The sequence below is a fragment of the Vibrio sp. ABH4_348 genome (assembly GCF_056159765.1).
The window spans coordinates 2,565,333-2,587,834 of record NZ_JBSWVW010000001.1 but is presented as its reverse complement, the minus strand read 5'-3'; the positions used below and the strand labels follow the sequence as shown (position 1 = coordinate 2,587,834).

Genomic DNA, 22,502 nt, shown 5'->3' with positions numbered 1-22,502 from the left:
AAAGGTTGAAGGATCTGCGAGCGGTTGTGTGGTTACTGTGTATTGTGGTTTTGATTTGGGCAATTACCAGCGCATCGCAGAAGATTTCCATTGAATCTAAGGTGGAAGCCCGCGCATTACTGTTAGATCGAATTCAACAAGGAGCCAGTAGGCACCGACAGCAATTTTTAATGGAAAACCGACAGCAATTTTTAATGGAAAACCAACAGCTAGAATCCAATTTATTGGAGTTCAATAAAAGAGGTTGGTTAACACCAAGCCAAGCTAGCCACGATGAGGCAGCTTGTTTGGCTTGGCTCGTAGCATTGGTCGGCGATGATCAATTTTGGGGATTGCCGATTACCAAAGTCGAACAATCTAACGAGCACTCAATAGTTTCATGTAATTTTGAGTTTGGAAATACTGACGTGCTGCAGATTCTAGTTAACGAAAAGGGTATTAATGCGGAATTCTTGAACTAACGCTTTGATTGGTAAATTCTAAATTGTGTATAACGTCTGTTGTACTAAAACTGGTGACATAACCATGCAAACCTATTCAAACACAAATCGTGTTGGTGGCTTTTCGTTAGTCGAGTTGGTCGTGGTTATTGTCATTATAGGTTTGTTAGCGGTTACAGCATTGCCGCGCTTTTTGCAAGTAACCGATGAAGCCAAAAAAGCCAGTGTTGAAGCAATCGCAGGGGGATTTGCAACGGGTGTGTTGTCTGCACGCGCTCAGTGGGAAGCTGAAGGTCGACCGAGTGAAATCATAGACGGCCAAAGTTACAACGTGGTTGATTATGATGGCGTCAAACTCTGGCTCACGAGTGCAAAAGAATCTCAGGGTAATATTGAATATCGAGACGGTTATCCAATAACCGTGAAGTTTACTGACAGTTCGCCGATAGTAGTAATAAGCGATCAAAATTGTGTGGATTTGATGGTGGGGCTGTTACAAAGCTCGCCGCCAGTCGCCGTGTCAGGTAGCAGCAATAGCAATGTACGTTTTTGGGCACAGGCTGACAATCAAAACAAACAATGCGTCTACACTCAAAATGAGCTGGGTGGTGAACACAAATTTGTATACCAGTTGCAAACAGGTCGCGTACAAGTCAATTTGTTGCAACTATAATTTAGGTTAACGTTAGAAAGAGAGAGTTCTATGAAAAGACAAAGTGGTTTCACCCTAATTGAATTGGTAGTGGTGATTGTAATTCTAGGTATTCTAGCGGTAACCGCAGCCCCTAGGTTTTTGAGTATTCAAGGTGACGCACGTTCGTCAACTCTTCAAGGATTAAAAGCTGCAATGCAGGGTGCGGCAGGGATAGTATACGGTAAGGCGGCTATTGCTGGAGAGGAAACCAACCCTTTAGCAACCATTTCCTCAGGTGTTGGTGATGGCAACGTTACTACAAATTTTGGTTATCCAACGGCTGATGCAAATGGTATACAAGTTGTTGTTGATGGAATAGGCGCTGACTTTACTCTAAGCGGTGCCACCAACAGTGCAGGAGGGAGTTCTGTGCAAGTAGTCTTGGCTAATGCATCAAATTCTAATTGTTATGTGACGTACACTACACCTAACTCAGTTGCATCGGGAGCTCCAAGCGTAGTTGTAACTGACTCGGGCTGCTAGTAAAAAATATGCTTGAAAAGAATAGCGATAGTGGCTTTACCTTAGTAGAGCTCATCGTCGTTATTCTTCTGATAGCAATCTTGTCAGTTTATGCGGCAAGCAAATTATTTGGCAGAGACACAGTCTCTGCCTTTGCCGTTCAAGAGCAGGTGATTTCTGTCGTTCGCCAAGTTCAGCTCAATAGAATGCAATCCAATTTGTTAAGTGGTGCCGCGAATACCGCTTATGTACTTGCTATCCATCCCAACTGTGTAGGTTCTCAACAAGCCTGTTCCGGAACGGATAGTCGCAGTGATAAAGTTCAGGTTGACTCCGTGCAGTTCTCGTCCAACCCGGTACTGACACAAGTTACCTTTGATCTACTGGGCAACCCGGAATCAGCGGCGAGTGCTGGAGTGCAAATCAATATAGTGTCATCAGGAAGTAGTGCATCGGCTTGCATTAACTCTCAAGGGTTTGTTTCAAAATGCTAACCACTCGTGGATTTACCCTAATTGAATCCATAGTCGCTATTGTCTTGATAGCGTTAGCCATGCTGACTTTAACAAGCTTTCTCTATCCGCAAATTGAACGTTCCGCAACGCCACATTACCAAGTGCGAGCAGTGAATCTATCAGAAAGCATGTTGAGGCAAATTTTGGCAAGGGCATTTGACCATAGGAGTGATTTTGATGGTGGCATGGTACGTTGTGGTGAGCCGAGTATTGCGGCAAATCCTTGCTCGGCAACTCTAGGTGCTGAATCTGGAGAGACCGCCCCCGCCGATTTTAATGATGTTGATGATTACATAGGTTGTTACACCGGAGAATTTGCCGAATCCTGCCCTAGTGGTATACCAAGTTACACTCTGTCTACTATTGTCGGACAAGACGTAGCTTCGCAATATCGTCGCTTTCAAGTTCAAGTATCGGTTGAATATGTTTCGATAACCCAGCCAAATGATATGAAACGTATACAGGTTGACGTCTCAGTCGGTGACTACGGAGATTTCACTAATGTCGCGTTTCGAGGAAACTATTAATGGCTCGGGCTAAGCCACTACAGGGTTTTACCTTGGTTGAAATGGTACTCAGCATGGTAGTGGTGTCCATTATTGTGCTCGGTATCGCCGGCTTTGTTGAGCTAGGAATGAAGGGGTACACTCAAACTGTAGATAGGCAAAGAGTGCAAACTCAAGCTAGCTTTCTGATAGAAAAGATTTCAAGAGAAGTCAGGCACGCGGTGCCCAATAGCGTGCAAGTCACTTCTGGTAGTAATCCTTGTTTGTCGTTTTATCCCATCCAATTTTCAGGTTTTTATTCACTTTCAGCCGCGAATCCGACTAGTTTAAGTTTCGTCGTCGGACAAACGCCTCCAGCGAGTTACAGCGGATATTCGATGATCATTAACCCTACTTCGCAATCAGAGTTTTCGGGTACAAATTCTACCGCTATAGCACTGAGCGGTGCAGACCGAACAATTAGTTTGTCTAGCCCTTTAGCAAGTGAGTCGATTGCTCAAAGACATTACATATTTAGCGATCGCGTCGAATATTGTTTTAACCTATCAACGAGCAGGGCCGATAGAAATTCAATTCAAGTTGCAGACGGTCTCGCCTCTGGCAGCTTTAGTTATGAACCGCTTAGTCATCAAAGGGGAGGCATTGTTCACTTATCTGTTTCTTTTGAGCAAAATGGTGAAGTGAGTAGCTATGAGCAAGATATCCCTATCTACAATGTTCCTTAGCTGAGGTGGTAATGTTGAGTCGAATGCGTTCCGCGAACAAATGCCGAAAATACCAATCAGGCAACCTCTATATTATCGCCATTTTTGTTTTGGTCGTTATGGGCTTTTTGGCGAGTGTATTGCTGAATATTGAATGGTCGAATAATGACTCTTTAGTGCGCAAAAAACTGGGCGCTCAGGCGGTGTTATTGGCGCATTCCAGTAACGATTACGTTCTTACGCAGTTCTATCCACTCAATTCATCCACTGCCATCAGCACACTGTGTACCAACCCCATACCCAATGCCTTACTGAGTGGTGCTACATCGCTGCTATCGGGCACCCCAGAATGTCACACTTTGGCGGTGAATTGCACTGATAAAGGGGCATTAGATGGCGTTCAATTTTATACTCTAACTAGCAGTGTGACGTGTGGAAACGGAATTTTTGAAACGCAGCGATCGCAAGAAGTATGGCTGAAGGAGTAACAAGATGAAATCGAGTGGTCTGTTTGCTTTTATTTGTCTTCTTCTTACTCCAATTGTCAATTCAAGCAATGTTTGGCCATTGCCAGATGGTGTTAGGCCACAAGCTCCGGTACAAACTTGGGATGATGATGGCGAAATAGACTTTTCGGGAAAAGGTCGAGTTCGTGGTACGTCAGATGGTGTCTCTATAGGCTTCACGGATATTGATGGAAACCATAACCAAGCTTGTGACAGTGGACGTTGTAGTGGGAAATCAAGCCTTTTTCTTTCTGAAGAACCTGATTTTGATGCTCCCAATGGTGTAAAAAAAATTGATTTAAAAGAGAAAAGCGGAACGCTAACCGGTGGTGTTTACGAATCTAAAAAAGACGAAGTCCTGTTAAAGTCGGGAGATGTTTTAACGGTAACAGCACCTTCGACCATATATGCAGAAAATTTTAAGATTGATGGCGGGAGAATTATTGTGTCCTCTGGCAATCCAGATGACTTGATAATTGTGGTTGATGACGATGCAGAATTTATTGATGGAGGGGATTTTGATGCTCATATTTTCGCTGATGAGCTCACAGTAAAGTTCACTCAAATTGATGGTACATTGACCGCGGATGAGCTAAAAATAGATGAAGGAGGCGTTATAAACGGTCGTACCCCTTCCGTAGGTGTTCCTGCTTCACAGTGTGATGAACTAAAATCAAATCGCAACTTTTCTGTTAGGTTTTCGTTAAACAACGTCCAGCTCAATGAGTCTATTCGTGCCGTTAAAGGCGTTGGCAATAATAACCCTACACCAGTTATCTTGTGGGCTAACTTCGGTTCCGCTTCAAGTGCGGTTATCCGAGACAATCAAACCCAACTCGGTGGTAGCTACCATCTCTGGTTAACTTACACCGCAAGTAATTCGTCAAACAAGACGGGAAGTTTGAGTTATTACTTACTTACTAATGGAATTTGGACTCTAATCGATACAAAAACTGCGGACTTACGAGGGTTGCAATCAGTAAATATTGATGTTGAGTCTGCAACTGGAAGTATCCAGAACTTATACTGTCAAACCAACAACACACCACCTCCAACTAACTTGTGTGAATTTTTTCCTGAGCCAGCTCAATCTTGGAGTTCAGGTTCTAGGCTAGATATTCAAAATGCTGGAAATCAGATCTCTGGTTGGTCTCAAAACTATCTGAATCAAAATTTGTCGAACAACACGTTAGCCACTAGCTTTGACAATGTCTCCTATCATGCTGGTTTAGCAGGAAGTTGTGGTGATGGGATTGCTTGTGGGACGGGAGCCACTAAAGTTTCAGCTCCTCCTTCTATCTCAGGCTTTTTTTCGAGTACACAAGATCTATCCATAGACCCTTTTAACTACGAGACGATATGTGATGGAGTTTCCTACTGCGATATCACAGAAGTGGGCAATGATATCAATATCTACATTAAGGATAGCTTGAGAAATCTGACGGTTAGCAGACAGTCCAGCACTAAAAACCTGAGAGTGTTTTTTGAACCTCTTGCTGGAGGGGCTGGGCCTGAAGTACAAAGTTATACGGTAGAAGGAAGCTTCAATGCGGGTGTTGAAACGAACTTTGCTGGCAATGCATCCTATACATTCTCAAAAATTACATTTAACTCAACAAACAACGTTGTCAATGTTAGTGAAGGTGTCGTGCTATATGTTGAGAGTGAATTCATACAAAATAATGCGGTAACGTTTAACGACCGAGGCGGCAAAAAAGACCTGATAGTTTATGGTCCCAATGCTTCATTTACATTTAATACCACGAATACTGAGCTATCTGCCCAGATACTTGCTAATTCAGTTACTTTCAATAACGCAGTAACTCTAAGAGGAGCAGTCACCACCAATACGCTTTCAATGCCCTCTACTCCAACTTTGATCGTTGGTGAAGGCGCGTGTTTAACCCCACCACTGAAAAATTACCAGCTGACACTGGCACCAACTAGCGGTATTTCACTCACCTGTGAAACGCAAACGGCTACCCTATCGGTAACGGAAAACGGTCAGTTGGCAACAGACTTTACTGGTACTGTTTCTGCCAAAATAGATAATGATTCTTATACATTTGTACCAACAAATGGGGAGCTGAAAAAAAATGTCATACTGCAAACAACCGGGACTAAGACCGTTAGTTTAGAAGCCTATATCACTGGCAAACAAACAGACACAACAGTTACTGGTAGCTATCAATTTGTTCCGTATCGCTTTGATGTCGATGACCAATTTGTAATTGCCAATAAACCCATCGACGTTTCAGCCAATGTCTTGGCATGTAACAGTGGTCAAGTGGTCGATATTGGTTACACGGGACAACCCGCCGTGACTTCTAGCTTGCAAGCGCCAACGGATGGATCCGGGACACTCACTTTTGCCCCTAGCTTCTCAGCTGGCACGGCCAGCAGTCCACTTACGTTTGATGAATCTGGTCAGTTACAAGTTACCTTAACGGACAGTAACTTCAATTGTTCTGGAGTAAGTGGCTGCCCAATTGATGGTGAAGATACGCTCACTGGCAGTTTTACGGTGAACTCACGCCCCTGGCTACTAGCGATTTGTGATCCGGGTGATAGAGCGCTAGATGGCAATATCACCAATGCCACGAGTTTTGCTTACAGTAAAGCAGGCGCTAGTTTCACGCTCTGGTTAAAAGCATTGAAATGGCAAACAGGTAATCACGAAAGTAATCCAGTGACTGGCGTAACTAGAATCACAAGTAATGAGAGCCTTTGTGACCAACCTATCACGTCCAACTTCTCTTCATCTTTGGCACCTTCGGCTACGCTGCAGCTGGAACACCAAGTTGCGGAGCCTACTGGTGGGGAACATGGTAATTTAACGGGAAGCACATCGCGAACCAACACTCAAAGCACCTCGGACAATTTTGTATTTAACAACTTAGCCTGGTCTGAAGTGGGCGTGTTGAAGGTCATATCAAAGCTTTCAGCCAGTTATTTAGGAATGCAAGTGAATGTCAGTGAGAGAGATATTGGACGTTTTTATCCTGATCACTTTGCGATTGTCAGTAACAGCTTTACCTACTCAACTGGCCACGACCAATTTGCGTACTTGGGTCAGTCTATCGACCACGCTTTTGAGGTTGAAGCGAGAAGTGTTGGTAACTTGCCTACTGTAAACTACAGCCGGTTTAGTGAAGATTTGATCCGCGATATACAGATGGTGCTCACACAGCCCTCTCAAGGCAACGAGAATATTAGTACTCGCCTGACATCAACGGCTTCCACTTTGCTTTGGGATGGAAGTACAAATTGGACCGGAGCAAGACTGTCGCATTCGGGAGAGCTAACCGTTACTCGTAACGTTTTACCAAGCTTGCCGTTAACCACTCAAGCTGACGGACCTTTTGAACAAGGTTTTGGGTTATGGGTTAAGCCTGTATCACAAGGCGGAGATAAAGCCGACGATGTGGATTTTCAAGCGCCGGATCTCACCATAACTTCAAGTGGTACGGTGCAAGGTACTGGCAAGACCCTACCAACACAAGGGCGTTTTAGATATGGCAGGTTGAATTTAACTGATGTCGGAGGAACCTCAGTCAGTACCATTGCTGTACCACTCAAAGTGGAATACTGGAATGGCAGTCAATTTGAAATTAGTGACTTAGATTCGGGAAGCCAATATTTGTCGCTGGCTGATTATACTTGTAAGCAAATAGTGTGGCAGAACACGGCACTTAACCCTTCGGGTTCGGCATTAGATGGCTCAATCAATGCGGCGGCACCCAATAGGGTTGCACAAGGTGTGTCGACACAGCTTAAAGCGACACCCGATACCACTTCTTCAAATCCTTCTTATCGAGAACAGGTTAGGTATTGGTTAAGAATGGCCAACAGTTCACCGCAAATTGGTAGCAACGGCGTGATTTGTGGCGCCAACACTTTGAGTCAGCCTTGGCTCCAATTCAATTGGCTGGGAAGAGGTGATGAAGATCCTACCGCGATCGTGACTTATGGCATTCATCGAGGAAACGACCGAGTACTATTTCGCGGCGAGCAAGGCTTTACCGGACAGTAATTCTTTAAAAAATTGATGTCTTGTCAGGAAACCGTTAGAAAATGCGTGTTTCAGCCCATGTTTGTCTTTCAATGCCTTGTGGTAATGGCAAGGCATTGGTACATTAAATCCAATTTTCTATCTTCTAATTCTTTCAGGACGAGCGAAGAATATGTTCAAAAAACTTCGTGGCATTTTTTCTAACGACCTATCCATCGATTTAGGTACAGCCAACACACTTATCTATGTAAAAGGTCAAGGTATTGTTCTTGACGAACCTTCTGTTGTTGCCATTCGACAAGACCGCAAATCTCCGGGTAAAAGTGTGGCAGCCGTTGGTCACGATGCCAAACAGATGCTAGGCCGTACTCCAGGTAACATTTCTGCAATTCGCCCAATGAAAGACGGCGTTATCGCTGACTTTTTTGTGACTGAAAAAATGTTGCAGCACTTTATCAAACAAGTTCACGATAACAGCGTGTTGAAGCCAAGCCCAAGAGTTTTGGTTTGTGTCCCTTGTGGCTCAACTCAAGTAGAGCGACGCGCGATTCGCGAATCCGCATTGGGGGCGGGTGCACGTGAAGTATATTTGATTGATGAACCAATGGCGGCAGCCATCGGTGCTGGGCTTCGCGTATCTGAGCCAACGGGCTCCATGGTGGTCGATATTGGTGGTGGTACTACAGAAGTTGCGGTGATCTCGCTAAACGGCGTGGTTTACTCCTCGTCAGTTCGAATCGGTGGGGACCGCTTTGATGAAGCCATTATCAACTATGTTCGTCGTAACTACGGCAGCTTGATTGGTGAAGCGACGGCAGAGAAGATCAAGCATGAGATTGGCTCGGCTTATCCGGGTGATGAAGTTCAAGAGATCGAAGTTCGTGGTCGTAACCTTGCAGAAGGTGTGCCTCGTAGCTTTAGCTTGAATTCAAATGAGATTCTTGAAGCTCTTCAAGAACCACTTACCGGCATCGTGTCTGCAGTGATGGTCGCGTTAGAGCAGTGTCCACCAGAGTTGGCTTCAGATATTTCTGAGAACGGCATGGTACTGACTGGCGGTGGTGCTCTACTTAAAGATCTCGACCGTTTGTTGACCGAAGAAACGGGTATTCCAGTAGTGATTGCAGAAGACCCACTGACGTGTGTTGCTCGAGGTGGTGGTAAGGCGCTTGAAATGATCGACATGCACGGTGGCGATCTGTTTAGTGAAGACTAGTTTTGGTTTTGAAGGCTGGAAATCAAAACAGTGTTCGTAAACTAGTTCACTTGCTCTTTGCCTTCTTATTCACCAAATTGAAAGTAACGCCTCAAAGCGGACTCGTGTGATTGCGAAATCCGCTTTGTTCCATACACACAGGGAACATTGCGAATGAAGCCGATTTTTGGCCGCGGACCTTCATTACAAATTAGACTGTTTTTTGCCGTAACTCTATCAGCCAGCCTTATGCTGGCTGATAGTCGTTTAGGTGCATTTTCACACGTACGGTATTTGTTAAACAGTACCGTTGCCCCGATCCAGTATCTCGCAGATCTACCAAGAGGCATTTTTGGCGGAGTTTATGAGCAGTTTCATTCTCGTCAGGTGCTTACCGAGAGCAACCAAATTCTGAAACGAGAAGTGCTCAAGTTAAAAAATGACCTACTTCTTCTAGAGCAATATCAAGAAGAAAATGAACGACTTCGCAAGCTTTTGGGCTCGCCATTTGTTCGCGATGAAAGAAAAGTGGTGACCGAAGTCATGGCGGTGGATACGTCACCGTATCGTCATCAAGTGGTGATAGATAAAGGCCATATTGATGGTGTTTATGTCGGTCAACCTGTGGCGAATGAGCGTGGTATTGTCGGGCAGGTCACTTTTGTTTCCGCACACAACAGCCGAGTATTACTGCTCACCGACGCGAATAGTGCGATTCCCGTTCAATTGATTCGCAACGACATCCGGGTTATTGCATCAGGTCAAAGCAAAACTAACCAGATGCAGTTAGAGCATATTCCCATGAGTACTGACATTCAAGAAGGCGACTTGCTGGTTACGTCTGGTCTCGGTGGGCTTTATCCGGAGGGCTACCCGGTTGCGGTAGTGGAATCTGTGGAACGAGACCCAAGATTGGAATTTGCTCGTATCTTGGCTAAACCTCGTGTGGATTTCGAACGGCTGCGTTTTCTGTTGCTGATTTGGCCGACTCAGGAGAAAGAACCTGAAGTGACCAACTCATATAACACATCGCCTGATAGAGTAAGCGAAGAAGAGGAGAGAACTGATGTCCAGTGAGTTAACTCGCGGTAGAGGCGTTATCTTGTTCTCGGTATTACTGGCGTTGACACTGCAAACCATTCCTTGGCCGGGTATCTTGGATATGTTGCGTCCATCTTGGTTATTTTTAGTGCTGTGTTACTGGGTATTAGCCTTACCCCATCGAGTGAATGTCGGTACTGCGTTGATATTGGGTTTGATGTGGGATTTGCTATTGGGCTCAACCTTGGGCATTCGAGGTATGATGTTATCTATCGTCATGTATATCGTGGCATTGAACTTTCTCGTTTTACGCAACATGGCGCTTTGGCAACAAGCATTAGTTATAGCAATCTTGTCAGCGCTGCTCGACGTTTTGATATTCTTTGGTGAATACTTAATTCAAGATGTCAGTTTTGACCCTATGTCCTTGTGGAGCGCGGCGATTAACTGCGTATTATGGCCATGGATGTTTTTATTGATGCGACGTGTACGACGTCAATGGCATATTAGATAAACCAAACTTACGAGATACTCAGTGTTAGACAATCTTGTTCTCGCTTCCGGTTCGCCGCGAAGAAAAGAATTATTGAGCCAGCTCGGCCTAGACTTCTCGATTATCACCAGTGATATAGAAGAACAACAGCAACAGGGAGAAGCCGCTGAAGACTATGTACAGCGACTGTCCGTAGAGAAGGCGCAAGCAGTGCTGGCGTTGCAGCCGAGCGCGGTTGTTTTAGGTGCAGATACGGTTGTGGTCAGCAAAGGAAAGGTGTTAGAAAAACCGACCAGTTTTGCGCACTTTAATGAAATGATGCAGCAACTTTCAGGGTCTGAACATCAAGTATTGACTGCAGTATCTGTGGTTAGCAAAGACAAAGTCGCAACCCGACTGGTGACAACACTAGTTTGTTTTAAAGCTCTATCGGAACAGGACATCCGTGATTACTGGCAAACGGGTGAGCCACAAGACAAAGCGGGTGGATACGGTATTCAAGGGATTGGTGGTCGTTTTGTTACCCGAATTGAAGGTAGTTACCACGCTGTGGTAGGCCTACCACTTTATGAAACAGAACTACTTTTGGCCCAATTCTAATTACATAAGAGGTGTACCCATGAGCGCAGAATTGCTGATTAACGTGACCCCAAGTGAAACACGTGTGGCAATGATTGAAGGGGGAACGCTTCAAGAAATACACGTAGAACGCGAAGCAAAACGCGGAATCGTTGGCAATATTTACAAAGGCAAGGTCAGTCGTGTTTTGCCAGGGATGCAAGCAGCATTTGTTGACATCGGTCTTGAAAAAGCTGCCTTCCTGCATGCGTCAGATATTGTTCCGCATACTGAGTGTGTGGCCGAAAATGAGAAGCAACAATTCCAAGTTCGCGATATCTCTGAGTTGGTTCGTCAAGGCCAAGATATTGTCGTGCAAGTGGTTAAAGATCCCTTGGGGACCAAAGGAGCCCGTTTAACCACAGACATCACTTTACCTTCGCGTTACTTAGTCTTTATGCCGGGTGCGGCACACGTGGGTGTTTCGCAGCGTATCGAAAGTGAAAAAGAACGCGAACGTTTAAAAAATATCGTTTCTCATTATTGTGATGAAAATGGCGGCTTTATCATTCGCACCGCAGCAGAAAGTGCCCGTGAAAATGAATTGTCTCAAGACGCGGCTTTTTTGAAACGCTTATGGTCAAAAGTGATGGAGCGCCGTGTCCGTTGTAAAACGCGCTCAACCTTGTATGGCGAACCAGGGCTTGCTCAGCGAATATTAAGAGACTTTGTCGGTACAGAGCTCGACAACATCTTGGTTGATTCTCGTTTGGAGTTTGAGAACCTGAAAGAATTCACCTCCGAATACGTGCCTGAGCTGACGGACAAGCTTTCTTTATACGAAGGCGATAAGCCAATCTTTGACATGTACGACACAGAAAACGAGATTCAACGTTCTCTCGACCGAAAAGTTGAACTCAAATCCGGTGGCTATTTGATTATTGACCAAACGGAAGCCATGACCACGGTAGATATCAATACCGGGGCATTTGTTGGCCGTCGTAATCTAGAAGAAACCATTTTCAATACCAATATTGAAGCGACTCAGGCGATCGCAAGGCAGCTAAGATTACGCAATCTAGGTGGCATCATCATCATCGACTTTATCGACATGATGTCCGATGAGCATCGCAATCGAGTGGTATCGTCATTAGAAGCGGCATTAGAAAAAGATCGCGTAAAAACCAATATCAACGGTTTCACACAATTAGGTTTGGTCGAGATGACCCGCAAACGAACGCGTGAAAGTATTGAACATGTCCTATGTTCGACTTGTCCAACTTGTGAAGGGCGCGGCAGTGTGAAAACGGTGGAGACAGTGTGCTACGAAATTTTGCGCGAAATTACCCGAGTTAATCGAGCCTATGACGCAGACAAATTCGTGGTGTACGCCTCGCCGGCAGTGGCAGAGACTTTGCAAGGTGAAGAATCTCACGCACTTGCCGAGTTGGAAGTGTTTATTGGTAAGCAAGTTAAAATTCAAGCTGAGCCTTTGTATATCCAAGAGCAGTTTGATGTCGTCATGATGTAGGTTGATGTGGCCTTAAAACGTTTTATTTATTCGCTAGCTTGGGCTTTGACCAGTGTTTTGGTGCTGGTGGCGGCCCTATCTGTTTTTTTACGCGTCGCGCTACCTAATCTCAATGCCTTTCAAAAGCCAATTATCAATTGGGTGCAAGCAAACTCAGGCTTAACCGTTGAAGTTCAGGCCATACATGGCAGTTGGAAAAATACTTACCCATCGCTTTCCCTAGTCAGTTCCTCGGCGTTTTTAAATGAACAGCCGGATGTCACCTTTGACGCCAAACGGGTAGATGTACAAATCGATATCTGGGCGTCATTAAAAGCCCGCGATCTGGTGGTCTCCAACTTAGTGTTGGATGGGTTAAATCTGGATTTATCTAAGTTTAAAGCCCAAGGTGACAGCGAGCTGGAGCATAGTGAGCTGATGTCGAGAATAGACAATCTGTTCCTAACTCAACTGGGACATTTTACCCTCAGAAACTCTGAGCTCACTTACACCAGCGTTGATGGCAAGGTTTACCAACTCGATATCGAACGTCTCAATTGGCGCAATCAACAGACCTCGCACTTTATTGATGGCGAAGTGAGTCTTCGCAATCAGCCATTGAACTCATTGCAAGTGGCTGCACACCTGATTAATACCGAAAGCTTTGCTGATGTCTCTGGTGAGGTGTATGTGTCTGCTCTTGATGTTCAGATTCTCCCTTGGCTGCCGCAAACGTTGCGGGAACATGCCAACATCAAACAGGGTTCAGTGAGTGCCAATGTTTGGATTGAAGTGCAAAGCAATAAGCCTCAAGAGGCGTTTATTGAAGTATTGCCATCTGAACTGTCGTGGCAGGTTGACCAATCGCAAGAGCTGGCCGTTGAATCGGGTTATCTATCGTTAAAACCGCAATCAGAAGGCTGGTTGGTCAGTGGATACGATTGGCGTTTTTCTGATCTTAATGGCAATTGGCCTCAACTGGATTTTGCAGTTAGTCAGCAGCAACAAGAGTGGCGAGTCAATGTGTCTGAGTTGGATATCGAGGCTTTACGACCGTTAAAAGAGCTGGTGCCTCAATCTCGAGAGATCGATACTTGGTTAGCCCGACTTGAACCCAAAGGGACAGTCGACGACTTACGTGTATTGGTGACACCTGATAATTGGTACTACTCAGCCAATCTGGTGCAGGGAGGCATTTCTCAATGGTATCTGTTGCCAGAAGTTCATGAGCTTTCCGCAAAGATAAAGGGTAACACCTCGCAGGCGCGTATCAAAGCTGAAATTATCGACGACACATTCCCCTATGGTGATGTATTCCAAGCGCCACTTAATATTAAGCACGGTGCGACGGACTTGGTTTGGCAAAAAAACGATGACGGCTGGTCCATTTGGTCGAACAAGGTGACGACCGGAACCCCTGATGTGCAGGCAATCGGTGCGTTTCGTCTCGATATGCCGAATCAAGGTTCACCTTTCCTCTCTTTTTATCTAGAAGCCGATTTGTTCAATGCCAGTCAGACTTGGCGTTATTTACCCAGTTTAGCGCTAGGTGAGAAGTTGACAGATTACTTGTCTGGAGCGATTCAAGCTGGGACGGTGGATACCGCCAAGCTGCTTTGGTTTGGCGAGTTGGCTGACTTTCCTTATTCAGGAAATGAAGGAATGTTCCAAGCTTGGGTTGGACTGGAAAAAGGGCAATTCCAGTTCGATACTGCATGGCCACCGATTGAAGACTTGCAATTAGATTTGTTATTCCAAAACGATGATATGTATCTGAGCTCCTACTCTGCCAAATTACAGCAAGTGAACGGAACGCGAATCAAAGGTCATCTGGAGAACATATCCCCACGTTCTCGTCTCTATATTGCCGCCGAAGCGAATGGCGCTGGGCAGGCGGTTAGAGACTATATGACATCAACACCGCTGATTGACAGCGTTGGCGCGGCGTTAACCACTATCGATGTATCTGGTCAAGTCACGTCTGAGTTTGAACTGGACATTCCCATCGATGGCAGCAGAGCAAGAGCTTGGGGGCAAGCAACTTTGCGTGATAATCCGGTATCTATTCAAGCGCCACCGATTCAGTTGGAAAATGTCACCGGAACCATTCAGTTTGATAACGACGTTATTACCGCATCGGGTATGCAAGGAAATTTGTTAGAGCAACCGGTGGCATTTGATTTCAATGGTTCTCAACAAAACGAACACTATCAGGTGGATATTGATGTCTTGGGTGACTGGCAAATTGAACCTCTCGGTGATTATGTTGGCAGTAAATGGACTTCCAGATTATCGGGCTCCTCTATTTGGGACTCACAAATTGGCATCCAACTCAATGACGTTGGTTTTACCTATCAGATTGATGCTCGCGCGAATCTAAGACACGTAGACAGTCAGTATCCTTACCCATTGAATAAAGAGATGGGGCAGTCTATGCATGTGTATATGCAGGCAGCGGGCAACCAAGAAAAACTGTTAGCCAGATTGCAGTTACCCCAAGCGCGTTACCAAGCTGAAATTGATCTATTAGCTGACGTGCCTGTGTTGACTCATACTGATCTTGTGGTAGGTAGCGGCTCGTTAAGTATGACCCCTAAACCTGGCCATCAGTTAGATGTTCGAACTGAAAAACTGGATCTGGATGCTTGGCTGGAATTGATTTTTGAACCAGAAATACCGCCAACTAAGCTTTCCAACGTCACCATGCCCGAGATTCCTTTATTCGAGACACTGAATTTGAAGGTCGGTAATCTAAACTTTGATCAGCTTGAATGGAACGACGTTGAATTTAGTGCCAGTAAGCAGGCGTTAAATTGGCAAATGAAACTTGATAGCCAACAAGCTAAGGGCAGTGCAAGCTATTTTGAACCTTATGATCTGGCGATCTCTCTGGATTACCTGCACCTCTATTTACCTGACGATGAAACCGTTATTCCTCTTGAACCAGAGAAACCGGTGGAGCGTCCTTTGATTACTGACGAAGATCGTCATGCTCATGAGTTGATCCCCAATCTCACCGTAAACATCCAAGATTTTTGGCTACAAGGCTATAAGTTGGGAGATGCTAACTTGGACGTGGAGCGTCATGGGCAAACCATAAAACTAAAAAATCTAGGGTTTTCCAGTGGCAGCAATCAAGTGGCCATGTCGGGAGATTGGACGTTAACTGATAGCGAAAACCGATCTTCACTCAACGTGGTTGCCAGTGGTGCCAACAACAGTGACATTATGGAGCGATTTGGTGTGTCTTCTGGAATTCAAAAAGCCCCATTCCGTTTGACCAGCTCACTGACTTGGCAAGGCTCACCGTGGTCTGAAATCGTTGGAACACTGAATGGTCGGGTTGATGTCGAACTAGGAAAAGGGGTCGTGACTGATGTTAGTGGCGCGGCCAAGCTGCTCGGGCTATTTAGTCTAGACTCGATTATTCGCAAGATGCAGCTCGATTTTTCCGATGTGTTTGACGAGGGAATGGCTTTCGATAGTATCAAAGGTCATGGAGACATCGAAAATGGTATTTTCATCACCAACAATATTGCAATGGATGGCGTCGCGGGCGATATGTTAATTCGTGGCTTAGCCGATTTGAACCAACAAACCGTGGATGCTGAAGTCTCATTCACTCCGGATATTGGTTCTGGAATTCCAGTTTTATCTGCCTTTGCTGTGGCACCCCAGACCGCGTTAGTTGTATTAGCGGTGACAACCGTGATTGCTCCCGTAGTTGAGGTGTTTACCCAAGTTAACTACGAGGTGGTTGGCCCTATGGACAATCCAGTAGTACGAGAAATTTCCCGCAGTAAAGGCGAGTTTGCGATCCCAGAAACACTGCGAAAAAAAGATTAGGTGATGAAAGGACTCATCCATGAGCACAACCTCGAATAACAAAGTGAACAGTGGTGTGAATAGTGAAGGGAGCACTCAGTTTAATCTCGGTTTGATACAAATGAATTCTACCGACTGTATGGCTGAGAACTGTGAGTTAATCGAGCAAGGGTGCAAAGAACTCAAAGAAAAAGGGTGTAGCCTTGTGGTGACGCCTGAAAATGCCTTGCTGTTTTCCACGACCCAAGCTTATCACACTCAAGCTGAGCCACTTGATGTTGGACCCATGCAACAACGATTGGCGGCGATAGCGAAGCTAAACCAGATATGGCTGCTTATCGGTAGCTTTCCCGTTAGACGTGACCAAGTTGTCACCACCACCTCTTTACTGTTTGATCCCGACGGTAAGTTAGTGGCGGATTACGACAAGCTGCACATGTTCGATGTGGATGTAGAAGACGGCCACGGCAGCTATCGAGAGTCAGAAACCTTTCAAGCCGGAAATCGCGTCGTCACTCATAGTACTCCTTTTGCTAATCTAGGACTCACTATCTGCTACGACCTGCGCTTTCCTCATTTGTTTAACCAGCTTCGAGCGAACGGGGCCAACGTAATTCTCGTCCCGGCTGCATTTACCGCGCACACAGGCAAAGCGCATTGGCGGACCTTACTGCAAGCGCGCGCCATCGAAACCCAATGTTGGGTGATTGGCGTCAATCAAACGGGTACGCACTCCAAAGACAAACAAACTTGGGGTCACTCCTTGGTTATTTCGCCTTGGGGCGACATAATAAAGGAATGCGGAGGCCAGCCAGGCAACTATGTTGCAACAGTGGATATGTCGCTGGTGGACCCAATTAGACGAGCCATGCCGATCGAGAGTCATGCCGTATTTCAAAATCAACGTAAGAGCCAAGAATGAGTATTGAACAAATCGAAAATGAACTGCTAAAGCCCGCTGGTCTCAGTGATCAAGATTTAGCTGCAACACTAGCCAATATTGCGACAAGAGATATTGATTACGCTGATTTGTACTTTCAATCGAGCTGGCATGAATCTTTGGTTTTGGAAGACAGTATTATCAAAGACGGTTCTTTCAATATCGACCAAGGTGTTGGGGTTCGAGCTATCTGCGGAGAGAAAACGGGCTTTGCCTATTCCGATCAACTGAGTTTGACTGGATTGAATCAAAGTGCAGTGGCGGCACGAGGTATCGCCAAGCAAGGGCAAAATGCCCAAGTTCAAGCGTTTTCCCGTCAAACTGGTAGTGATATCTATACTGCTGTAAACCCATTAGAGAGCTGGACCAAACAACAGAAAGCAGATTTGCTCAAAGCTTTGGATGCTTACATTCGTACCAAAGAGCCACTGGTTAAAGAAGTGTCTATCAGCCTGAGTGGTGTCTATGAAAGAATGTTGGTTGCGGCTACTGATGGAACTTATTCCGCCGACGTTCGTCCATTAATTCGGCTATCGATCAGTGTGTTAGCGGAGCGCAATGGTCGCCGTGAGCGCGGCAGTGCGGGTGGAGGTGCTCGTAAAGGTTACGATCATTTCTTAGCGGCTGGTAACGAATCTTTGGCCTATGAGTTGGCTGATGACGCGATACGTATGGCATTAGTTAACTTAGATGCCGAAGCGGCGCCTGCGGGTACTATGCCAGTGGTTCTAGGAGCTGGTTGGCCCGGCGTTCTGCTGCATGAAGCAGTTGGCCACGGTTTAGAAGGTGACTTTAATCGTAAAGATTCTTCTGTGTTTAGTGGAAAAATCGGTCAGCAAGTGACTTCTCCGCTGTGTACCATTGTTGACGATGGCACATTGAAAGATCGCAGAGGTTCACTCAACATCGACGATGAAGGGGTTGCTGGACAGCACAATACGCTCATTGAAAATGGTGTGTTGAAGGGTTATATGCAAGACAAACACAACGCCAAGCTAATGGGCGTGGATCCAACCGGTAACGGTCGACGAGAGTCGTACGCGCATTTGCCTATGCCACGAATGACCAATACCTATATGTTACCAGGCGAGCACGATCCACAAGAGATCATTGCCTCGGTTGATAAAGGGATCTACGCACCGAATTTCGGTGGTGGTCAAGTTGATATCACTTCAGGAAAATTTGTGTTCTCAGCATCAGAAGCTTACTTGATTGAAAACGGTAAGATCACTCGTCCGGTAAAAGGGGCAACTTTGATCGGCAGTGGTATTGAAGCGATGCAACAAGTCTCTATGGTGGGTAATGATCTTGCGTTAGACAAAGGCGTTGGGGTTTGTGGTAAAGCGGGCCAAAGTGTTCCTGTTGGAATTGGTCAACCAACCCTTAAGTTGGATGCCTTAACCGTTGGTGGCACGGAATAAGTAAACGCCGATTGGCGGATTTAATAAAGGGGAGTCGTCAAACGCTCCCCTTTTTGATTTTTCTACCTTAATCCAATCTTCTGATTAGAAAGTTTTCTGGTTAGATACCGTCTCGTTCTATCGGACAACTCATACAACGAGCCCCACCTCGACCTCGACCCAGCTCGTTACCTGGGATAGGCAACACTTGAATTCCAGCTTTGTCGTACTTCTCGTTGGTGTAAACGTTGCGCTCGTAACTAACTACCATACCGGGTTTGACTGTTAAAACATTGTTGGCGTCATTCCACTGTTCTCGCTCCGCTTCATAGCTGTCGCCACCTGTGGTGATTAAGTTGAGGCTAGGCAATGACAACCCCTGTTCAATAGCTGCTAGAAAATTGTCCATGACTTTAACGGTTAGCCCACGTTTTGCATTCGGTGTGAGTCGCCAAGTCGATAAACTGGTTTTCATCACCCCCGGATAGATTGAAAAGGTATCCACGTTTAGTTGTGTCATGACCGTATCCAAGTGCATGCAAGACCGGTCTTTTGGCAAGTCAATGACAATGACTTGTTTGGCTTGCTGACTGTTGAAAAGAGCCATAGCCAAGTTTTCTGCGCCTTGTGGTGTAGTGCGTTCTGAGAGTCCTATCAACACCGTGCCATTGCCTAGTACTAATACATCGCCACCTTCAATTTGGCTATTGTCATAGTTCTGGTCGTCTTCACCAAAATAGCGTTCAAATTCCTGTTCACTAAACAAAGGATGCCAATGGTATATGGCGCGAAGGTGGTTAGTTTCTCGTTTTCTGGCCGCCATCATCATTGGGTTAAGTGACACGCCACCGTAAACCCAGCACGAGGTATCTCGTGTGAATAGGTGATTGGGCAACGGCTCTATGACGAAATCAACAGGCGAGTGCAGGGTAGCGAGAAGCGAAGCGGGGGTAAAAGGCAGTTCAGAATACGCTAACCCTCCCAGCATCAAAGACGCGAGATGATCGTGATCTTGTTGATTTAGATAATCGGTTAGCTGCGCAGCAAAGGCAGGACCATAGCGAAAATTGGAAAACTGTTTGCTCAGTAGCCATTGTTTGGCATCGGGAATATCTAACGTTTGTTTTAAAAGATCGTGAAGCAGTAAGACTTCCACACCTTGATCGCGTAGGTTTTTCGAAAAAGCATCATGTTCAACGCCAGCGGCATCAACGGCCAGTACATCATCAAACAGTAGATCGTGACAGTTTGAAGGGGTTAAGTGGGTGAGTGCGCGTTCTGGCCGGTTTAAAATTACTCGTCTGAGTTGTCCAACTTCAGAACCTACGTACAACTTACTCATAAAGCATCCATTCTTATCAGTTCGCGGTAATTAAAACGAATTTACTAGGGAGTGAGCAAGTCGCCAGCTTTTATAATTCTCTGATTTTTATAGCCACTACCACACACATCAATAATGATTGTTATTGGCAACCACTTTTATGGTTGATTATACTATTAGAGCTCAAAGGATTTAGGTGACTAATTATTCGAAGTTTTTTCCTAAGATACAGTGATTCTGTTCAGAGATTATTACTGACTTAGTTTAACAGTGTGTTCATGCACTTTTTTTAGCTATTTATTGAGATCGACAAGAATAGAATCGACTAAATTATCGCAAAGCTGGAATTTATGATCATTCCGTGCCATATTCATCGCGTTTTGCCGATCTTAACGATCGGCCTTAGTTAAGCCGTAATTTGGAGAAACCCCATGTCGCAAGCAGATGACTACATGTCTGTGGAAGAACTGATTGAATTTCAGAAAGAAGAGACCCGAGATATTATTCAGTCTTTGCTAGAAGACGGCAGTGATCCGGATGCGTTGTACGAGATCGAACACCACCTTTTTGCTGAAGATTTTGACAAGTTAGAGAAAGCGGTCGTTGAAGCGTTTAAAATGGGTTTTGAAGTGCTCGAAGCGGAAGAAACCGAGGACGAAGATGGCAACAAGCTGTTGTGTTGTGATGCAACAATGTCTTGTGCCCTTGACCCAAATGTAATTGACGAGCAAGTTGAAAAACTCGTTAACTTGGCCGAGAAGTACGACATCATCTATGACGGCTGGGGTACCTATTACGAAGGTGAAGATGCACTTTATCCAGAAGAAGATGACGACGAGTAATTAACAACCTCGGATATCGAATTGAAAAAGGCGATGTGATGACTCACGTCGCCTTTTGCTTATCAGAATTGTCACGCGTTTCTAACCTGACTGTGTTTTGCCCAACGATTGTCGTATACTGCTAAAAATCAATGACTTTTTCTTGACATGTCCACAAATTTAGTAGGCCCTTGGCAGTTGTCTCCGTTGACCGATCTCGCTATTCCTCAGTCAGACATTTCACTTCCAGCACCTCTTTCATCGGGTTTACCTCAATCGTTAACCGAAGAAAATATTGGTAATCAAGAGTGGCATTTGATGCACAATTTCTGGTTAGAACCCAATGAATATAATTCTTCTATGGTTCGCTTAAACGTAGCGGGCATTGATCAATACGCAGAAGTGCGAGTCAATGGGGTTGCCGTTATGGATTGTCATTCGAGCTTTGGATTTCAGAGTAAAGACATCACTGCACACGTGCTCGAGGGCGGCAATCGAATCGAGATACTGTTTTTAGAATTGGATGAAGACGATTGGTTGTTGATGCCAGATGACAACAAACAATTAAACTCTAAGGGCTTCCAGTCCAGTATTTCTAGAAAGGTGGGAATTTGGCAAGCGCCTCAATTGCAGTTTATTTCTCATGTTCTTTTAGAACAGGTCACCACTGAGCAAGTTTGGCATGAAGTGGGCGGCTGTGAGTTGATCGTTAATCTAGACTACCAAGTTTTACGACCAGGCTTAGTCTCAGCGTCAGTATCGGTTGATGGTATGACACTGCATATTCCTATAGATTGTCGAAAGCAAAGTGCGAGTGCAGTATTTCAAATTGAGGCCCCAGCTGTTCAGCCTCTTTCTACCGCGGAAACTGAGGCTCATTATCAACTCAAAGTTATCCTTGATGGCCAACAATATGAGTCGGGAGTTGTGCTAAATAACGAAATAAGTCTTGCCCATGACTAGTGCATAGTGTTAGCTCTTACCCATTAGAAAAGCATCGCAGTAGCGATGCTTTGACTATTTAAGTGTAGGGGGGGTATTAACCCTAGCAGTTAGCCTTGCGGTTTCACCACCAAAACATTGATACGAGAGTGTTCAACCACCTTTGAAGCCACGGAGCCAAGCATGACCTTGTCTACTTTAGAACGTTTGTGACTTGGCATAATGATCAGGTCGGCACCGAGTTTCTCAGCGTGATCCAAAATGGTGACGTAAGGTTTCCCTTCAGCAACGTGCACTTTATAAATGATGTCTTCGTCAATGTGAGCGCTGGCAAACTGCTTGAGCTGCGCTTTCACGTCGACTTTCATTTTTTGTGCGGCATCTTTGGGAAAATAAGACGCCACCATCGACATATGAATTCCAGGTAAAACATTCAACAAGTGAACTTCAGCATTGGATTGCTTCGCATGCCACACGGCGAGCTCTACCGCTTTATCGGAGAAACCTTTGTCGTTGAGATCGACCGGAACTAAGATTTGTCTATACATGTGTTGTTCTCTTAATTAGATAAAGCATCCGTCAAGGGCAGCCTATTCAAACAAGAATTTGAACAGGCT

At 45.3% G+C, this 22,502-nt stretch carries 20 protein-coding genes; 18 read left to right on the top strand and 2 right to left on the bottom strand.

Annotation, left to right across the window (positions count from 1 at the left end; translation table 11 throughout):
- Positions 1–5: 5 nt before the first annotated feature.
- The 16 genes from ACXAFJ_RS11795 (at position 6) to tldD (ending at position 18,822) form a co-directional block, all read left to right on the top strand.
- The gene (locus ACXAFJ_RS11795) at positions 6–461 is read left to right on the top strand and encodes a hypothetical protein (RefSeq protein ID WP_475323603.1); all 456 of its coding nucleotides are present in this window, start codon (positions 6–8) and stop codon (positions 459–461) included.
- A 64-nt stretch (positions 462–525) separates the two neighbouring features.
- Positions 526–1,113, top strand: coding sequence for a prepilin-type N-terminal cleavage/methylation domain-containing protein (locus ACXAFJ_RS11790; protein WP_475323601.1), 588 nt, complete (start codon positions 526–528; stop codon positions 1,111–1,113).
- A gap of 30 nt (positions 1,114–1,143) precedes the next feature.
- A complete protein-coding gene (locus ACXAFJ_RS11785; RefSeq protein ID WP_475323600.1) occupies positions 1,144–1,617 on the top strand; it encodes a type II secretion system protein in 474 nt (157 codons plus the stop codon).
- Between the two features lie 8 nt (positions 1,618–1,625).
- On the top strand, positions 1,626–2,090 hold the full coding sequence (locus ACXAFJ_RS11780; protein ID WP_475323598.1) for a type II secretion system protein: 465 nt from the start codon (positions 1,626–1,628) through the stop codon (positions 2,088–2,090).
- The gene (locus tag ACXAFJ_RS11775; RefSeq protein ID WP_475323597.1) at positions 2,084–2,638 is read left to right on the top strand and encodes a prepilin-type N-terminal cleavage/methylation domain-containing protein; all 555 of its coding nucleotides are present in this window, start codon (positions 2,084–2,086) and stop codon (positions 2,636–2,638) included. The genes ACXAFJ_RS11780 and ACXAFJ_RS11775 overlap by 7 nt, the downstream gene beginning before the upstream one ends.
- On the top strand, positions 2,638–3,342 hold the full coding sequence (locus ACXAFJ_RS11770; protein WP_475323596.1) for a PilW family protein: 705 nt from the start codon (positions 2,638–2,640) through the stop codon (positions 3,340–3,342). The genes ACXAFJ_RS11775 and ACXAFJ_RS11770 overlap by 1 nt, the downstream gene beginning before the upstream one ends.
- Positions 3,343–3,353: 11 nt before the next feature.
- Positions 3,354–3,809 (top strand): MSHA biogenesis protein MshP, encoded by a 456-nt coding sequence (locus ACXAFJ_RS11765; RefSeq protein ID WP_475323594.1) that lies wholly within the window; start codon positions 3,354–3,356, stop codon positions 3,807–3,809.
- 4 nt (positions 3,810–3,813) lie between these two features.
- Positions 3,814–7,860 (top strand): DUF6701 domain-containing protein, encoded by a 4,047-nt coding sequence (locus ACXAFJ_RS11760; RefSeq protein WP_475323593.1) that lies wholly within the window; start codon positions 3,814–3,816, stop codon positions 7,858–7,860.
- 151 nt (positions 7,861–8,011) lie between these two features.
- Positions 8,012–9,055, top strand: a complete 1,044-nt coding sequence (locus ACXAFJ_RS11755; protein ID WP_475323592.1) for a rod shape-determining protein — start codon at positions 8,012–8,014, stop codon at positions 9,053–9,055.
- A gap of 153 nt (positions 9,056–9,208) precedes the next feature.
- A complete protein-coding gene (gene mreC / locus ACXAFJ_RS11750; protein WP_475323590.1) occupies positions 9,209–10,111 on the top strand; it encodes a rod shape-determining protein MreC in 903 nt (300 codons plus the stop codon).
- Positions 10,101–10,589 carry a rod shape-determining protein MreD gene (mreD, locus tag ACXAFJ_RS11745; protein WP_475323588.1) on the top strand — a complete coding sequence of 163 codons (489 nt, stop codon included), beginning with the start codon at positions 10,101–10,103 and terminating at the stop codon, positions 10,587–10,589. The genes mreC and mreD overlap by 11 nt, the downstream gene beginning before the upstream one ends.
- 21 nt (positions 10,590–10,610) lie before the next feature.
- Positions 10,611–11,168, top strand: coding sequence for a Maf family protein (locus ACXAFJ_RS11740; RefSeq protein WP_475323587.1), 558 nt, complete (start codon positions 10,611–10,613; stop codon positions 11,166–11,168).
- Between the two features lie 19 nt (positions 11,169–11,187).
- Positions 11,188–12,657: a ribonuclease G gene (rng, locus tag ACXAFJ_RS11735; RefSeq protein ID WP_475323586.1), complete on the top strand. Its 1,470-nt coding sequence runs from the start codon at positions 11,188–11,190 to the stop codon at positions 12,655–12,657.
- Between the two features lie 6 nt (positions 12,658–12,663).
- On the top strand, positions 12,664–16,482 hold the full coding sequence (locus ACXAFJ_RS11730; protein WP_475323584.1) for a YhdP family protein: 3,819 nt from the start codon (positions 12,664–12,666) through the stop codon (positions 16,480–16,482).
- Between the two features lie 100 nt (positions 16,483–16,582).
- Positions 16,583–17,383 carry a carbon-nitrogen hydrolase family protein gene (locus ACXAFJ_RS11725; protein WP_475324117.1) on the top strand — a complete coding sequence of 267 codons (801 nt, stop codon included), beginning with the start codon at positions 16,583–16,585 and terminating at the stop codon, positions 17,381–17,383.
- Positions 17,380–18,822, top strand: a complete 1,443-nt coding sequence (gene tldD, locus ACXAFJ_RS11720; RefSeq protein ID WP_475323582.1) for a metalloprotease TldD — start codon at positions 17,380–17,382, stop codon at positions 18,820–18,822. The genes ACXAFJ_RS11725 and tldD overlap by 4 nt, the downstream gene beginning before the upstream one ends.
- A gap of 100 nt (positions 18,823–18,922) precedes the next feature.
- Here tldD and arcA read toward each other — a convergent pair whose 3' ends face one another.
- On the bottom strand, positions 18,923–20,143 hold the full coding sequence (gene arcA, locus ACXAFJ_RS11715; protein WP_475323581.1) for an arginine deiminase: 1,221 nt from the start codon (positions 20,141–20,143) through the stop codon (positions 18,923–18,925).
- 410 nt (positions 20,144–20,553) lie between these two features.
- Here arcA and rraB point away from each other — a divergent pair, with 410 nt between their 5' ends.
- Together rraB and ACXAFJ_RS11705 are read left to right on the top strand one after the other, a co-directional pair.
- On the top strand, positions 20,554–20,964 hold the full coding sequence (rraB, locus tag ACXAFJ_RS11710) for a ribonuclease E inhibitor RraB (RefSeq protein ID WP_475323579.1): 411 nt from the start codon (positions 20,554–20,556) through the stop codon (positions 20,962–20,964).
- Positions 20,965–21,111: 147 nt separating this feature from the next.
- Positions 21,112–21,906, top strand: coding sequence for a glycosyl hydrolase 2 galactose-binding domain-containing protein (locus ACXAFJ_RS11705; RefSeq protein WP_475323578.1), 795 nt, complete (start codon positions 21,112–21,114; stop codon positions 21,904–21,906).
- An 89-nt stretch (positions 21,907–21,995) separates the two neighbouring features.
- Here ACXAFJ_RS11705 and ACXAFJ_RS11700 read toward each other — a convergent pair whose 3' ends face one another.
- On the bottom strand, positions 21,996–22,433 hold the full coding sequence (locus ACXAFJ_RS11700) for a universal stress protein (protein ID WP_475323576.1): 438 nt from the start codon (positions 22,431–22,433) through the stop codon (positions 21,996–21,998).
- Positions 22,434–22,502 lie beyond the last annotated feature (69 nt).

Bases quoted from the DNA above. Each gene is read 5' to 3' on its own strand.
- ACXAFJ_RS11790 (WP_475323601.1), top strand. From the start codon at position 526: ATGCAAACCTATTCAAACACAAATCGTGTTGGTGGCTTTTCGTTAGTC.
- ACXAFJ_RS11785 (WP_475323600.1), top strand. From the start codon at position 1,144: ATGAAAAGACAAAGTGGTTTCACCCTAATTGAATTGGTAGTGGTGATT.
- ACXAFJ_RS11780 (WP_475323598.1), top strand. From the start codon at position 1,626: ATGCTTGAAAAGAATAGCGATAGTGGCTTTACCTTAGTAGAGCTCATC.
- ACXAFJ_RS11775 (WP_475323597.1), top strand. From the start codon at position 2,084: ATGCTAACCACTCGTGGATTTACCCTAATTGAATCCATAGTCGCTATT.
- ACXAFJ_RS11770 (WP_475323596.1), top strand. From the start codon at position 2,638: ATGGCTCGGGCTAAGCCACTACAGGGTTTTACCTTGGTTGAAATGGTA.
- ACXAFJ_RS11765 (WP_475323594.1), top strand. From the start codon at position 3,354: ATGTTGAGTCGAATGCGTTCCGCGAACAAATGCCGAAAATACCAATCA.
- ACXAFJ_RS11760 (WP_475323593.1), top strand. From the start codon at position 3,814: ATGAAATCGAGTGGTCTGTTTGCTTTTATTTGTCTTCTTCTTACTCCA.
- ACXAFJ_RS11755 (WP_475323592.1), top strand. From the start codon at position 8,012: ATGTTCAAAAAACTTCGTGGCATTTTTTCTAACGACCTATCCATCGAT.
- mreC (WP_475323590.1), top strand. From the start codon at position 9,209: ATGAAGCCGATTTTTGGCCGCGGACCTTCATTACAAATTAGACTGTTT.
- mreD (WP_475323588.1), top strand. From the start codon at position 10,101: ATGTCCAGTGAGTTAACTCGCGGTAGAGGCGTTATCTTGTTCTCGGTA.
- rng (WP_475323586.1), top strand. From the start codon at position 11,188: ATGAGCGCAGAATTGCTGATTAACGTGACCCCAAGTGAAACACGTGTG.
- ACXAFJ_RS11725 (WP_475324117.1), top strand. From the start codon at position 16,583: ATGAATTCTACCGACTGTATGGCTGAGAACTGTGAGTTAATCGAGCAA.
- tldD (WP_475323582.1), top strand. From the start codon at position 17,380: ATGAGTATTGAACAAATCGAAAATGAACTGCTAAAGCCCGCTGGTCTC.
- arcA (WP_475323581.1), bottom strand. From the start codon at position 20,143: ATGAGTAAGTTGTACGTAGGTTCTGAAGTTGGACAACTCAGACGAGTA.
- rraB (WP_475323579.1), top strand. From the start codon at position 20,554: ATGTCGCAAGCAGATGACTACATGTCTGTGGAAGAACTGATTGAATTT.
- ACXAFJ_RS11705 (WP_475323578.1), top strand. From the start codon at position 21,112: ATGTCCACAAATTTAGTAGGCCCTTGGCAGTTGTCTCCGTTGACCGAT.
- ACXAFJ_RS11700 (WP_475323576.1), bottom strand. From the start codon at position 22,433: ATGTATAGACAAATCTTAGTTCCGGTCGATCTCAACGACAAAGGTTTC.